The organism is Shimazuella soli (assembly GCF_022511585.1).
Classification (GTDB): domain Bacteria; phylum Bacillota; class Bacilli; order Thermoactinomycetales; family Thermoactinomycetaceae; genus Shimazuella; species Shimazuella soli.
This window is the reverse complement of sequence record NZ_JAKWBN010000001.1, coordinates 600242-614595: the sequence shown is the minus strand read 5'-3', so window position 1 is coordinate 614595 and position 14354 is coordinate 600242. Positions and strand designations below refer to the sequence as shown.

The window sequence follows — 14354 nt, the reverse complement described above, 5'->3', positions numbered from 1 at the left end:
TCATTTCTTATTCGCCTCAACTAACTTGTCCATCCAAGGGGAAGTAGCCGTTTTGGTAGCTCCCCACTCTGGAATGTATTTTCCTAACTGATCCATTGTTACAGCTTGATCAGGTAAATTCTTCTTTTCAACCAAATGAGGCTGTACACTAAATACTTGGGGAATAGTTTCTCCAGCTATTTTTTGGTAGAGGAATCGAACTTGAATTTTTCCCATTTCCGATGGATCTGTTGCTGTTGTTGCTACCCAAGGGCTGTTTTTCTGTTGGATTAGCTGCAAATCTTCATCGCTTAAATCGATTCCATATACTTTGATTTCATTTCTTCCTGCTTGTTGAATTGCTCTTGTAACTCCTTTTGCAAACTCATCCCAAGGAGCAAATACAGCGTCGATTTGACCTTTTGGATATTTCTGCAAAATAGCTTCCATCTGTGTTTGTGTATCAAGTGCAGTGTTGTTAGAAGCATTCCCAAATTTAGCAATCTCTTTGATCTCTGGATAACGCTGTCTAAAAGCGTTATAAATGACATTGCGGTTTTCCATCGGAGCAAATCCGCCGACCCAAACATAGACAATATTCCCTTTTCCATTGAGATCTTGCGCGAGAGTACGAAGGGAATTCCAAGCCAAGGAGTAGTCATCTTGGTCGATAACAGTGACACCAGGGATTCGCAGGTCACTATCAAAAGCAATGACAGGGATACCTGCTGCTATTGCTTTTTTTACACTTGGAAGGAGGGCATCTGCGCGACCATGATCCAATAATATCCCATCCACTTTTTGACTTACTGCATTATCGATATATGAAGCCATCTTCGAAAGATCATTATCAGCATTATATACTTGCACTTCTCCTCCAAATTGTTTTACTTGTGCTTGTACTCCTGCTATATATTGACTTGAAAACGTACCGATAGACAATTGCGATATAGCTGCTATTTTTAGATGCTTCTTTAATTTTTCTGGGATTTCTGTGTTCTTGCTTTGACTAGTCGATGTTGAAACAGAATCATTATTCGTTGATTGGCTTACTTGGTTTTGTTCATTAGAGCAAGCGGTTAAAGCAATAATCGAGATGAGGAAAAGAATAAACCATTTCGTACGTTTCATGATACCGTCTCCTTTGTTATCTGCTCGATGAGTTTGTCTAAGTTGTTTGGAGTGAAAATTCCCTGTTCAGTAACAATCGCTGTAATATAATCAGCAGGTGTAACATCAAACGCGGGATTGAAGACTTTGGTAGATAACGGTGCCAATTGCGCATTTCCTATACATGTGACTTCTTCGTCAGAACGTTCTTCAATCGGTATATCCTTACCAGTAGCTGTATCTATATCAAATGTAGACAGCGGTGCTGCCACATAAAATGGTATATTCAATGCTTTCGCTTGAATAGCAAGTCCAAAAGTGCCTATTTTATTGGCAATATCACCATTTCTAGCAACTCGATCACATCCAACTATCACAGCGTCTATCCCTTTGGTCTGCATGGTGTGTGCCGCCATGCTGTCTGTAATCAATGTGACATCAATGTCCGCTTGTTGCAGTTCCCAAGTAGTAAGACGTGCTCCTTGTAGAAGCGGCCTCGTTTCACAGGCATAGATGTGGAGGTTCCATCCCTTTTCTTTTGATAGATAAAAAGGGGCTAAAGCAGTACCATATCTTGCTGTTGCTATACTGCCGGCATTACAAATCGTCATGATATTCTGTTCGTCCGCAAACAATGCCAACCCATATTCACCGATCTTTCGGCAAGTTGCTTCATCTTCAGCTTGGATCTTCAAAGCTTCTGTTTCCATCGCTAATTTTGCTTCTGAAACGCTGCTTGACTTCTCTGCTTGATTTGCAACTCGATCTAATGCCCACTTCAAATTGATAGCGGTAGGCCGTGAGCTTGCCAACTGAGATTTCGCACCTCGTAGTGAGTCAAGAAAACTAGGAAAATCAGATGATTTCCAGTCATTAGCCCAAATGACAAGCCCAAAGGCTGCAGCTATGCCGATAGCCGGTGCACCCCTCACTTGTAAACGTGAAATGGCATGCCAAACATCTTGAAGAGTAGAAAGTTGAACGTATTCCATTTTTTGCGGCAATAAACGCTGATCCAATAAAGAAATGTGATCTTTTTTGTAAATTACAGATACTACTCCGACTTTCTGCTCCACAACTGTCATGTTAACGATTCCTCCACCCAAGCGAGAAAAGCGTGGATATCTTTCACCTTTCCTCTATTTTTAATCAATGTTGCTCCAGCAGTCAGTGCCTTTTGTTTTAAATCGATTTGAACTGGTGCATCTTCGATCGAATTAAGATCAGCAACTTGTGCAAGACCAATTGTTCTACGAACTACTTCACAACCTGCAAAGCCAAGTGTATCCCGCCATACTTTTTCAAGGAATGATTCGGCTACGCCCTCAATACTTGAAAAAGTGAAATGCCCTTTAGTCTTGCACAGTTCTAAAAACTGAGTGGCAAACGTTTCCCATGTTTGCTGGCTTATATCCAATAAATACTTGCGGAAAGCCTGTAAATCTTCACTTTTTTGGAGGTGAGCTTCTTGAGAAAGATAGTTTAGCAATAGATTGGCAAGAAAAGATCCTAGATCAAAACCAATAGGACCAACAAAAGCAAATTCTGGATCAATCACCTTAGTAGAATCTTTGGTAACGAAAATACTTCCAGAATGAAGGTCCCCATGGAGCAAAGCTTCTGCTTCTGTGAGAAATTGAAGTTTGAGTTTGGCTGCCTCGCGTTTTAACTCTTCATCTTGCCAAAGCTTCACGACAAAAGGTCTTATTTCATCAGAAATCTCATTCGTATCATGATCAAAAAATGGATCAGTAAAAACGAGATCTTCCGTAATTTTACATAATTCTGGATTTAGGAAATCTTTGACCAATGCTTTCTTGGTAAATGGATGTAAGTAAAAATCACTGGTATGAAATAATGTTTGTGCGGTATACGTACCAATATGTTTTCCGAGCTCAGGATACTTGTTTCCTGCTATCCATCCAGAGCGAAGAATAACGTGAGAAGATAAATCTTCCATCACGGTATAAGCTAAGTCTTGATCATGATCATAAACGACAGGAACTAATTCAGGAACCACTTCTGCTGCTTTTTGTAAGGATAAATATTCGATTTTCGCCCGGTCTAATGTAAGCGGCCAACTTTCTCCTACCACTTTTGCATAGGGTAATGCTTGCTTTACAATCAAAGACTTACTTGTCTTTGGGTCTTGAAGGTGAAACACATAATTGAGATTGCCATCTCCAATCTCCGATACTTCCAATTGTTTTACATCTTCAAAATACTGGAGCTGTTCGACTACTGATCGAACCGTATCAATTGTAAGTGCTTGATACGAACGCTCCTGAGCTGTTGTCATCAGTGACCTCTCCTTTTTCAGACAAAATGAAAAACCTCTTTCTGTAAGAAAGAGGCTCGGAAAAGTCCAAACCTCTTATCTTACAGAACTAACAACGTCCTGTTGGAATTAGCACCGTGCCTTGCGTGGATGTATTCCACGGCCCATAAAAAAACATGAGCTCCATCTCGCGATGGTATTACGGTCGGTTGCTGGGCTTCATCGGGCCATTTCCCTCCACCTACTCTTGATAAGAGATAACTAACCTATATATTTTTTATCCATGTTTTTGAATAAGTACTACCTCAGAATAGTAAAGGCTTATTTTTATTTTGTCAACAAAAATTCTTTTTTTAGTAAAATATTTTTGACAGTTGATCATCTAGATTGTAGCATAAGATAATTAGATACGAACTAGGAAGTGGGAAAATTGCAAACATTTCAATATGCTGACCGATTAAAGGCATTACCCAAACAGTTTTTCGCTAAATTGGTAACAGATGTAAATCATTATGTTCAAACGGGAAAAGATGTCATCAATTTAGGACAAGGAAATCCGGATCTTCCCACCCCTGAACATATTATTCGTTCCTTACAAACAGCAGTTACAAATCCACAATTTCATAAGTACTCTCCTTTTCGAGGATTTTCTTTTCTCAAAGAAGCAATCGCAACCTACTATCAACGAGAATATCACGTATCACTTGATCCAGAAACAGAAGTAGCCATTCTATTTGGCGGAAAAGTAGGATTAGTAGAAATCGCACAATGTTTTTTAAATCCAGGAGATGTCGCATTGGTACCTGATCCTGGGTATCCTGATTATTGGTCTGGTATTGCCATGTCAGGAGCCCAAATGGAAATGATGCCACTTTTAGCAGAAAATCAATTTCTCCCTGACTATCATCACATATCCCAAGAAATTTTAGAACAAGCAAAACTAATATTTTTAAACTACCCGAACAATCCAACTGCCGCAGTTGCAACACCAGAGTTTTTTGCCGAAACCGTAAAACTTGCAAGGAAAAACAGTATTTGTGTTGTTCACGATTTTGCATATGGAGCAATTGGTTTTGATGGACAAAAACCACTTAGTTTCTTACAAACTCCAGGAGCAAAAGAAATTGGTATCGAAATCTATACATTGAGTAAGACCTATAACATGGCTGGTTGGCGGGTTGGGTTTGCACTTGGAAATCGATCTGTCATTCAAGCGATTGAACTGTTACAAGATCATTTTTATGTCAGTTTATTCGGAGCAGTTCAACAGGCTGCTGCAACTGCCCTCCTAGAATCTCAGAACTGTGTAAAAGAGTTGGTTCAAACGTATGAAAATCGCAGAAATACTTTCATTTCTGGTCTAACTCAAATAGGATGGAAAGTCCCTCAGCCAAAAGGTTCTTTCTTTTGCTGGCTTCCAGTACCTTCTGGGTATACCTCCACTTCTTTTGCTGCAAAACTTTTAGATCAGGCACATATTGCAGTCGCCCCGGGCATAGGGTTTGGAAAAGCAGGAGATGGCTATGTTCGCGTAGGTTTGCTCACAGACGAAAAACGATTGGAAGAAGCAGTTTACCGATTGGATCAGTTGGCATTATTTCATTGACAAAAGAATTATATTCATTCATAATCTTACTAACTGTTGCATATAAAATCAGACATTCTCTTATCAAGAGCAGGTGGAGGGACGAGCCCTATGAAGCCCGGCAACCGATTTACCTAAAAGGTAAAAACGGTGCTAATTCTTACAGTTTTCAAACTGAAAGATAAGAGGAAGTGGCGTAAAACATCCCCTCTTCCTCTCGGAAGAGGGTTTATCATTTTTTTCGATAAAGGAGGGATAAAGTATGGGTGCAGCAACTGCAACTTATTTAGTACCAAACAAGGGAAACTTACTAGAAAAAGCAGAACAGATCGCCCTTGGACTAACTGTCGGTTCATGGACAAGCTTACCTGAGGTAGATCAAAAGCAATTGGCGAAACACAAAGGAGAAGTTATTTCTGTCAAAGAAATCTCTGATGATCAGGGTTTGATCACCATCTCCTATCCGGCTGTCAACTTTTCCGCTGATATCCCTGCAATCCTCACAACGGTATTTGGGAAATTATCCCTTGATGGAAAAGTAAAGCTAGTGGATCTCGATTTCACACCAGAATTAGCACAGCGTTTTCCAGGCCCTGCCTTTGGAAATCTGGGTGTACGCAATCTACTAGAAGTTTCCGACCGGCCATTATTGATGAGTATTTTTAAAGGCATTCTCGGCAGAGATCTTACTTTCTTCAAACAGCAACTGAGAGCACAGGCACTTGGCGGTGTCGATATTGTGAAAGATGATGAGATCTTATTCGACAACCCTGCTACTCCTTTTGAACAACGAATCGATGCTGCCAAAAAGGTACTTCAAGAAACCGAACACGAAACAGGAGAAGCGACTTTATATGCTGTAAATCTCTCTGGTCGTTCTACTGAACTATTAGAAAAGGCAAAAAGAGCTGTGCAGCTGGGGGCCAATGCATTGTTGTTCAATGTGTTTACATATGGCTTAGACACGTTGCAGGCATTAGCAGAAGATAAAGATATCTGTATCCCTATTTTGGCACATCCCTCATTTGGAGGTGCAGTGACTGCATCTGCTCACTATGGAGTAAGCGCACCATTGTGGTATGGGAAATTATTGCGCGCAGCTGGAGCTGATTTGGTACTATTTCCGTCTCCTTATGGAAGTGTAGCACTTGAAAAAAACGCAGCTTTAGGGATTGCACGAGAGCTGACTTCCCCCCATGAAAAATGGAAAAGAGCACTGCCTGTACCATCTGCTGGAATTCATCCAGCTCTCGTTCCAAGGTTGATCGAAGATTTTGGAATGAATTCTGTAATCAATGCTGGTGGTGGCGTGCATGGACATCCAGACGGTGCAGCTGCTGGTGGAAAAGCATTTCGACAAGCTATCCAAGCTGTCCAAAAAGGTATTCCACTGAAAGAAGCAGCTCAAATACACAAGAAACTTGCAGTAGCACTTCAACAATGGGGTGATAAAGGAAAATGAGCAAAAAACCAATTATCTTTTGTGATTTTGATGGAACGATCACTCAATCTGATAACATCGTATCCATTATGAAACACTTTGCTCCTCCTGAATGGGAAACACTCAAAGACAAAGTGTTAAGCCAAAGCCTATCTGTCAAAGAAGGGGTAGGCAAAATGTTTTCCTTGTTACCAAGTACGCTAAAGGAAGAAATCATTCGATATGTAAAAGAAATTGGTATTATTCGAGCAGGATTTGCTGAGTTTATTGCTCACACAAAAGAACAGGATATCCCACTTTATATCGTTTCTGGCGGTATAGACTTTTTTGTATATCCGATCTTAGATCCCTATATAGATCGAGATCATATTTACTGTAATGCAAGTGATTTCTCGAAGGAGACAATTGATATTATTTGGCCACATGCCTGTGACGCACATTGTTCCAATGATTGTGGATGTTGCAAACCTTCCATTTTACGCCAATTTGACAGCACGAAATACGAGAAAATCGTCATCGGAGATTCGATCACAGACTTACAAGCTGCCAAACTTGCTGATCGTGTTTATGCAAGAGATTTCTTAATCCAAAAATGTGAAGAATTACAAATACCTTATACTCCATTTGAGCAATTCACAGATATTATCCAAGATTTAAAAGGAGTTAAGCCAGTATGAGTCTCTTACTAGCGCGCCTCAAAGAAATCTCAATGATCAAGCAAGAATTGGCTGAAAGAAACTGGTTTCCTGGCACCAGTGGCAATCTTTCAATTAAGATAACTACCAACCCTACTACCTTTCTGGTCACTGCAAGCGGAAAAGATAAAACGAAGCATACACCTGATGATTTTATATTGGTCGATGAACAAGGGAATCCAATAGAAGAAACGGATGCAAAAGTCTCAGCTGAAACGGCATTACATGTGGAAGTGTATAAACGCACGAGTGCTGGATGTTGCTTACATGTCCATACTGTCGACAACAATATTATCTCCGAACTCTATGGCGACCAGGGACAAGTTGTGATCCGCAATCAAGAGCTGATCAAAGCATTTGGTATCTGGGAACAAGATGCTCAGATTGCAGTACCCATTATCGAAAACCTGGCTGATCTAAACGCGCTGGCTGATTTGTTTGGCAATGCTATCAGGCCACAAATTCCTGGAGTACTGATTCGGAATCATGGCATTACGGCTTGGGGAAAAAATGGATTTGAAGCGAAAAAACATTTAGAAGCCTTAGAATTCCTTTTTTCCTATGAAGTGAAATTACAAATGATAGCTTCATCTAAAATCCAATACATTTAGGAGTGTGTAAATATGGCACAATTACGTTTTCACGACAACCAAGAACGTGTTTCCGATCAACAAGAAGTGAGCAAGTATTTGGAAAGCCAAGGTGTTATTTACGAACATTGGAACATCGCAAAACTTCCTAGCCATCTTCAAGAAAAATATGACCTGTCAGACAGTGAAAAAGCAGAAATCATCCAAACTTTCCGAGTAGAAATCGATGATTTATCCGCACGTCGTGGTTATGTGACAGAAGATGTTATTTCTTTATCTCCTGATACTCCAAATCTAGATGAGTTGCTGAATAACTTCCTTAAAGAACACCATCATACTGATGATGAAGTTCGTTTTATTGTAAGCGGTCACGGAATCTTTGCAATCCAGGGTCCGAACGGACGATTTGTAGATGTAGAGTTAGAACCTGGAGACCTCATTTCTGTACCAGAAAACTACCGTCATTACTTTACCTTGATGGAAGATAAACAAGTAGTAGCCGTTCGAATTTTTAAAGGAAAAGAAGGTTGGGTTCCCATTTATGAAAAACAGAACTGAGTATTTCACTCAGTTCTGTTTTTTTACAACACCTCTTTTTTTGGTATGGCTTTTCGGAGATAAGAGGATCGAGCAAAAACAAAATACACAATCAAAGCAAGAGATTGTATTCCCATTGCAAGTGATACTATTGCTAAGTTATTAGGGTTTAGTAGTACATTTTGGATTACTCCTAAAATAAATGGAATGAAAAAGTAAATGAACATTTGCCAAGTACCAAGCTGATACATCTCTTTTTCCGACCAACCCAGTTTTGATAAAATCTGATATTGCTCCTTTTCTTCTTCCAATTTCATATAGCTCTGAAAATATAAGAAACTAACACCAGCGAAGAAGTAAACGATTGCTTCAAGCAAACTTAAGACACTATTGTCAGCCAAAGAAAATCCTGGTCTAGAATCAATTCCAAAACCTTCTGACATCATACTTTTACTGACTGAATCACTAACTTTGACTTCCTGATCAAATAACTTAGGCAGATTCTTCATCCATTGTGGAACCAAATATGCAATGTACTTTTCATCAGGCAATTGTCGATAAGGTGGGTAATTACTTGTTGTTTTTATTGTAGACAATTGAATAAACATTTTATCTGAAACTACTATCACATCATGCCGTGGAATAATATTTTTGTCTATTGCTTGAATCTGAAAAGGATGTTGATATTTTTGTATTCGTAGTGTGTTTTCTGTATGTTTTTGTTTGATCCAATTACCTTCTCGTGTTGCTAAATAAATGATTTGAGCATCTTGTAATCTAGGATGTTTCCGACCTAATATCGCAGCAATAGACTGATAGTCAGAATAACGTATTGCTCTGATGTATCCCCCACTTTTTTCTCTCAAAATAATAGCTTCGAATGAATAGTTTTTATAGTTCACTTTTTTCTGAGTCAATTGCCGCTGAAGTAGCCTATCATATACAGGCAGTTTACTCTTATCCTTTTCATTGGCAAATAGATAGTACGTAAAAGGATAATCCTTATATACTCCCATTGTTGAATCGTAAGTGGACAACAAATCAATTATCGAAGAAAGGGATAACCATAAGAAAAAAACAGAGATCGCTCCCATTAGTGGAATAGATTTCGATTGGAATAATTGTCTCGATCTCCTCAATACATGGGTAGGTTGTTCGGGATCATTTCGCTTTGTTAATTGGCAATAGAAAGTACTATAATTTGCAAGGATCAAATAAAAACCAACTAGTGGTGAAATATAAGCAAGTATAAATACAAAATAAAAAAGGAATAGATCAGTAGGCTGATAATAAGGAACCAAAAAGGTTGAACTTGTTAATACGAGGCCAATCACAAATAACACCATAGAAAGTTTTCGTTGATTTGTTGGTAATCGTCTCTCTTTTAGCAGCTTTATTACTTTATTCGAACGAATCATAAACAATAATAAAATGGATTGGACGATATAAAAACATCCGAATGTTGATACAGTATCCCAAATAACTTCAAATGAAAGATAAAACGTAAAAATAGGTGTGCCGAGCATGGGAGTTATTAGAATAAAGAACAGTTTACTCAAAGATAATCCAACAACAATTCCTGTTACAATCACAAAAAATCCCACTACCATATTTTCTAACATAATCAATAAACCAATTTGACCAAACGAAGCACCATGCAACGAATAAAGTGCTATCTCCTTTTTACGCGTTTGAAGATAGAAACTTGTGGAAGTTATTAAAAAAAGAGTAAACAATATCAGATAAAAAATACCATATAAAGCAAATCCATCACCATCATGAAAATACTTATAAGTCATAGGATGGTTCATAAACAATCTGCCAAGAAAATATATTACGATAAACACAAGGTTACTTAAGAAATACGCGAGATTAGCTCTCCCATTTCGGCGAATGCTGCTTAGTGCTAGCGTAAAATAGTTCATCCTAGATCACCCTCCAATAACGAGAGTGTATTGATAATACTCTGAAAGAACGTTTGACGATTTGCACCTAGATGGATTTCATTGACCAGTTTTCCATCTTTAATAAAAAGTACTCGATGACAATAGCTAGCAACCACTGGATCATGGGTAACTAACAACAATGTTGACTCTTCTGTTTCCTGAACGCTGCAAAGCAACTCCATAACATTCCGTGAAGCTTTAGAATCTAGATTACCTGTGGGTTCATCTGCAAGAATGAGTGAAGGTTGGTGAATAATCGCACGAGCTATAGCTACTCTCTGTGCTTGCCCTCCTGAAAGTTCAAATGGGTATTTATCGAGAATGGATTGAATGTCAAGTTGTTTCGCCAATACTACTAAACGTTCAGTGATCAACATCTTGCTCTCTTGCCGCATCACTAGCGGAAGGGTAATATTTTCCCTGACCGTAAGGTTGTAAAGCAGATGAAAATCTTGAAAGACAAAGCCCAATTTCCGCCGAAAATGACTTCGTTGTTTTAGAGATAATTGTTGTGCATCTTCTCCTGTTAACACAATTTTTCCAGAAGTAGGTTCATCGATAGTAGAGATAATATTCAGTAAGGTTGTTTTTCCACTTCCAGACGGACCCATAATTCCTACACGCTCTTTTGCTTGGATGGAGAAAGTGATACCATTTAGTGCATTTGTCAACTCATTTTTTCCATACACTTTATGCAATTCTTTAATCTGCAAAATATCCATTACAGCTTCCTCTCCTCTCTTTGACTTCTACTGTAATAAATTTCACTAGTTTCTCCAATTGATGTTTATGAAATCAAACTTACATTTTGGTAAGAATCATTGTTATAGAATTCAATGCAGATGGTAGTCCCCACATTCACTTCTGATCTTAACGAGATGTGATGGCTTAATTTACTGCATATTTCCTGTACTAAAAATAAGCCCATTCCAGTTGATTCTCGATAATGCCGTCCATTTTCTCCTGTGTAATGTGATTCAAAAACCCGATGAATGTCTTGCGGAGGAATTCCTATACCTTGATCCTCAATCTCTACCACAATTCGATTTCCATGTTGAAAAGCTGAGATGTTTACTGTTTTTCCTTTTCCTGCCGAATATCGAACAGCATTGGTAAGCAATTGCTTCATGACAAAACCTAGCCATTTTTCATCAGAGAAAATCATTAGGGAAGAATCCACTTCAAGTTTCGGCATGATATGATGTTGAATAAATAGTCGCTTATTTTCATGTAGAATACGCTTCAATAGAGAAGAAAGATTTAATTTTTCTACTCGGAAGTCTTTTTCAAATGCATCCAAACGAGAAGCATACAAGATCATCTCCAAACCACTTGATACTTTTTCTATTTCGTCACGAATACTATCGAAGGCTGGACTAGCCTGTTCTTGCAAGATCAACGAAATCACAGATAAAGGTGTTTTCATTTGATGAACCCATAAATTCACAAATGCTAAATGATCTTCTTGTTTTACTTGATAACGTTGAAGTTGTTCTTGGTAAAATCGATATTGGGTAACAAGCAGTTGTTGTACCTTTTTTGCAATGGTAGCATCAGACAAAGACATCACTGTCTCTTTTAACGTTTTCGGTAAATGGGTGAGTCTTTGATAAAATGCTCGATAGCGAATATAGCGATAGAGTAAATAACAAATGAGACATGCCAAACCTAAAAAAAGTGCATAGGAAACAATCCAACTATTTTGGTATTCCCCGTACCAAAAAACAAGAGAGATCGCAGCAAGTTGTAGAAGATAAAGGAAAATAAGAACAAGGTGCTCTCTTAAAAATAACTTCATACCTACCCCCTCCAGGAAGTTTTTAGACGATAACCTACACCTCTTACCACTTCAATTGCTCCTACTATACCAATATCCTTTAACTTTTTTCTCACCCTCGTAATATAGACATTTAGTGTGTTATCATCTACAAAAGTATTTTCGTCCCAGAGCTTTTCCAACAAATAATGACGACTCACTACTTGTTCTACTTCATTCATCAGTACTTCCATTAACACTAATTCTTTTTTACTCAACTCTATTTTCTGGCCCTGAAAGAGCAATTCATAGCGATTTAAGTAAAGAAGAAGTCCATTGACATTTAATAAACGCTCCGCGTTCGTCAACGCATAATCCCCATACGCTCTTCGAAAATGACTGCGTATCTTAGCCAGCACCACTTCTAATTCAAATGGTTTGGTAATATAATCATCAGCTCCATTTTCCAATGCCATTACTTGATCCATCTTTCCTTCCCTTGCTGATATGAATAGAATAGGACAATTCGACTGCAAGCGGATTTGTCTGCACCAATAATAACCATCATAAAAAGGAAGATTGACATCTAGTAACACCATTTTAGGATTATGCGAAGTAAAAGTAGCTATAATATTTTCAAAGTCATCCACACAATAAGCCTCATATCCATTTTTGTTTAACATCGACTGCAAGCGACTACTAATTTCCTTATCATCTTCCACGATGAGGATAGTGGTCAAAGAAATCACTCCTGTCAAGAAGTATCAATAGTTTTATATAAAAAACTGAGTCTTACAACTCAGCTTTTGGTCTGTTTCTCTATTCCTTCTTTACTGAAACGATTTTTTATAAACTTCGCAGCCCACCCATCTATTACCCAATATAAAAAGGACAACACAATTGAACCATATAATACAATTTGACTGAGTATCTTAAACTCTGGTAAGTCTAAAAAGATACCTTTATCCAAAAAGTAATAATATACCAGTAGGAAAGTAGAGACAATAATAAGCAATAGATTCACCCATCGTTTCCATTCACCAGCCCTGATCAAAACTCCATCTACAATCAAACTTACTACCGTCATGAGGAGCGCGACCGAGATTACGATCATGACAGTAGCGCTGATCCCGATCAATACAGCACGTCCGCCAAAAATGAGACTCGCTCCAAAACCACCTAGCAACCCTATGATCGTAATCAAACTAAATACAATGAGTTTTCGAATGACAGTATACCAAATACGTTTCCCCATAATTTCTCCCTCTTTTAACTTTGCTTCTACTTTCTGTGTGTTTTCAAACAATAATTATACATACTAAAATGATGTTTTCTTTTTACCATTAATTGGAATAATCCGACTTATTATTAGAGAAAGGGACTCCCCTTTCTTTTTTAGTCTAGGTTTTTAAACATCACTACATGTAATCCAATGGGTTCAATTTCAAATATATCCCCATGCTCTTGGAAACCCATATGTGCATAATAGTCCTTTACGTTATAACGTGCATTACACCAAAGCAAATCACAGTTATTTTCTTTTAATAGTGATTCCGCATGAGCCATTAATGTACTTCCTGCTTTTTGACGGCGATAATTTGGATCGGTAGCCATTCCACGCAGTTGATAAGGAAAATCTCCACCTAAATCAGGATGAGATACTTGCATAAAAGTTCCTATGCTAATTAATTTCCCCTCCCAAAATGCACCTAGATGAATAGTAGAGTCGTCTTCGTCGCCTTTATACATGCAATCTTCTATGGATTGGTTGGGTCGTAAGATTGTATGTCGCAAATGATATGTATCACTTGGTTTAATGTGCCTGATGGTTAGCATGCTTAGCTCCCTATTCTATGGATTTTATAGTATTATAACTCACTGTTTCAATCGCATAATAACTATTAATAAAATATTACTATTAGGAAATGAAAATCTCTTTTCATTTTCGTGACTTTTCCGTTTTATTATTCTTTTTTTGTATATAATAATACAATCTGCTAAGGAGGACGAATATAAAACATGTGTTATTATATCTCTTTCGCTGTTAAATCCAACATCCATCATAAGGCCTATATGATGCTATCTCCTAATTTAGAGCTTCATCCAAACAAAAATAAATCTTTTCGAGCCCTTGTTCCCCATACTTTTCAGACATATTTTCTTACTACAGAAGTATGTTCCTGTGAACTTTACGAAAAAACAGAAAATCAAATGTACGGATTTCGGGCAGATGTCCAGCACTATTTTAACAGATTAGCGAAATACACAAAAAATATATTTATCCATATTCATTTTTTCAGAAGTGAAATCGAAACAGAAACTCTCCCCATTACCCATACGGAACACATTAGCCTAAAGAAAATGATGACCACCCAAATGGACCAAGATTGCTTATATCAAATATTATTAGATGAATCATAAATAACAAACATAAAAA

15 protein-coding genes and 2 riboswitches are annotated in these 14354 nt (G+C 38.0%); of the genes, 6 read left to right on the top strand and 9 right to left on the bottom strand.

Going from position 1 to position 14354, the window contains the following annotated elements:
• The 3 genes from MK805_RS03325 to mtnK are packed head-to-tail and all read right to left on the bottom strand — an operon-like array spanning position 1 to position 3388.
• Positions 1 to 1110, bottom strand: coding sequence for a sugar ABC transporter substrate-binding protein (locus MK805_RS03325; protein WP_240873771.1), 1110 nt, complete (start codon positions 1108 to 1110; stop codon positions 1 to 3).
• Complete coding sequence (mtnA, locus tag MK805_RS03320; protein ID WP_240873770.1) at positions 1107 to 2174, bottom strand: S-methyl-5-thioribose-1-phosphate isomerase; 1068 nt, start codon at positions 2172 to 2174, stop codon at positions 1107 to 1109. Before mtnA ends, MK805_RS03325 begins: the two co-directional genes overlap by 4 nt.
• Positions 2171 to 3388 (bottom strand): S-methyl-5-thioribose kinase, encoded by a 1218-nt coding sequence (gene mtnK, locus MK805_RS03315; RefSeq protein WP_240873769.1) that lies wholly within the window; start codon positions 3386 to 3388, stop codon positions 2171 to 2173. Before mtnK ends, mtnA begins: the two co-directional genes overlap by 4 nt.
• A 72-nt stretch (positions 3389 to 3460) precedes the next feature.
• A riboswitch (SAM riboswitch) is annotated at positions 3461 to 3624 on the bottom strand.
• Positions 3625 to 3797: 173 nt separating this feature from the next.
• Between mtnK and MK805_RS03310 the strand changes: the two genes are divergently transcribed.
• The 5 genes from MK805_RS03310 to MK805_RS03290 all read left to right on the top strand — a co-directional run bounded on the left by MK805_RS03310 (position 3798) and on the right by MK805_RS03290 (position 8236).
• Positions 3798 to 4973, top strand: a complete 1176-nt coding sequence (locus MK805_RS03310) for a pyridoxal phosphate-dependent aminotransferase (RefSeq protein WP_240873768.1) — start codon at positions 3798 to 3800, stop codon at positions 4971 to 4973.
• A gap of 57 nt (positions 4974 to 5030) precedes the next feature.
• Positions 5031 to 5140, top strand: a riboswitch (SAM riboswitch).
• A 74-nt stretch (positions 5141 to 5214) separates the two neighbouring features.
• Positions 5215 to 6414, top strand: a complete 1200-nt coding sequence (locus MK805_RS03305) for a 2,3-diketo-5-methylthiopentyl-1-phosphate enolase (RefSeq protein WP_240873767.1) — start codon at positions 5215 to 5217, stop codon at positions 6412 to 6414.
• Positions 6411 to 7070, top strand: coding sequence for a 2-hydroxy-3-keto-5-methylthiopentenyl-1-phosphate phosphatase (locus tag MK805_RS03300; RefSeq protein WP_240873766.1), 660 nt, complete (start codon positions 6411 to 6413; stop codon positions 7068 to 7070). Before MK805_RS03305 ends, MK805_RS03300 begins: the two co-directional genes overlap by 4 nt.
• Complete coding sequence (locus MK805_RS03295; RefSeq protein WP_240873765.1) at positions 7067 to 7699, top strand: methylthioribulose 1-phosphate dehydratase; 633 nt, start codon at positions 7067 to 7069, stop codon at positions 7697 to 7699. The genes MK805_RS03300 and MK805_RS03295 overlap by 4 nt, the downstream gene beginning before the upstream one ends.
• A gap of 12 nt (positions 7700 to 7711) precedes the next feature.
• Positions 7712 to 8236, top strand: coding sequence for a 1,2-dihydroxy-3-keto-5-methylthiopentene dioxygenase (locus MK805_RS03290; RefSeq protein ID WP_240873764.1), 525 nt, complete (start codon positions 7712 to 7714; stop codon positions 8234 to 8236).
• 23 nt (positions 8237 to 8259) lie between these two features.
• Here the strand turns inward: MK805_RS03290 and MK805_RS03285 are convergent, their stop codons facing one another.
• The 6 genes from MK805_RS03285 to MK805_RS03260 form a co-directional block, all read right to left on the bottom strand.
• Positions 8260 to 10140 (bottom strand): ABC transporter permease, encoded by a 1881-nt coding sequence (locus MK805_RS03285; protein WP_240873763.1) that lies wholly within the window; start codon positions 10138 to 10140, stop codon positions 8260 to 8262.
• Positions 10137 to 10883, bottom strand: a complete 747-nt coding sequence (locus tag MK805_RS03280) for an ABC transporter ATP-binding protein (protein WP_240873762.1) — start codon at positions 10881 to 10883, stop codon at positions 10137 to 10139. The genes MK805_RS03285 and MK805_RS03280 overlap by 4 nt, the downstream gene beginning before the upstream one ends.
• 65 nt (positions 10884 to 10948) lie before the next feature.
• On the bottom strand, positions 10949 to 11959 hold the full coding sequence (locus MK805_RS03275; protein WP_240873761.1) for a sensor histidine kinase: 1011 nt from the start codon (positions 11957 to 11959) through the stop codon (positions 10949 to 10951).
• A 2-nt stretch (positions 11960 to 11961) separates the two neighbouring features.
• Positions 11962 to 12657 carry a response regulator transcription factor gene (locus tag MK805_RS03270; RefSeq protein ID WP_240873760.1) on the bottom strand — a complete coding sequence of 232 codons (696 nt, stop codon included), beginning with the start codon at positions 12655 to 12657 and terminating at the stop codon, positions 11962 to 11964.
• A 59-nt stretch (positions 12658 to 12716) separates the two neighbouring features.
• A complete protein-coding gene (locus tag MK805_RS03265) occupies positions 12717 to 13223 on the bottom strand; it encodes a hypothetical protein (protein WP_240873759.1) in 507 nt (168 codons plus the stop codon).
• An 89-nt stretch (positions 13224 to 13312) separates the two neighbouring features.
• Positions 13313 to 13753 carry a GNAT family N-acetyltransferase gene (locus MK805_RS03260; protein WP_240873758.1) on the bottom strand — a complete coding sequence of 147 codons (441 nt, stop codon included), beginning with the start codon at positions 13751 to 13753 and terminating at the stop codon, positions 13313 to 13315.
• Between the two features lie 183 nt (positions 13754 to 13936).
• Between MK805_RS03260 and MK805_RS03255 the strand changes: the two genes are divergently transcribed.
• Positions 13937 to 14338, top strand: a complete 402-nt coding sequence (locus MK805_RS03255; protein ID WP_240873757.1) for a hypothetical protein — start codon at positions 13937 to 13939, stop codon at positions 14336 to 14338.
• The last annotated feature ends 16 nt before the right edge of the window (positions 14339 to 14354 follow it).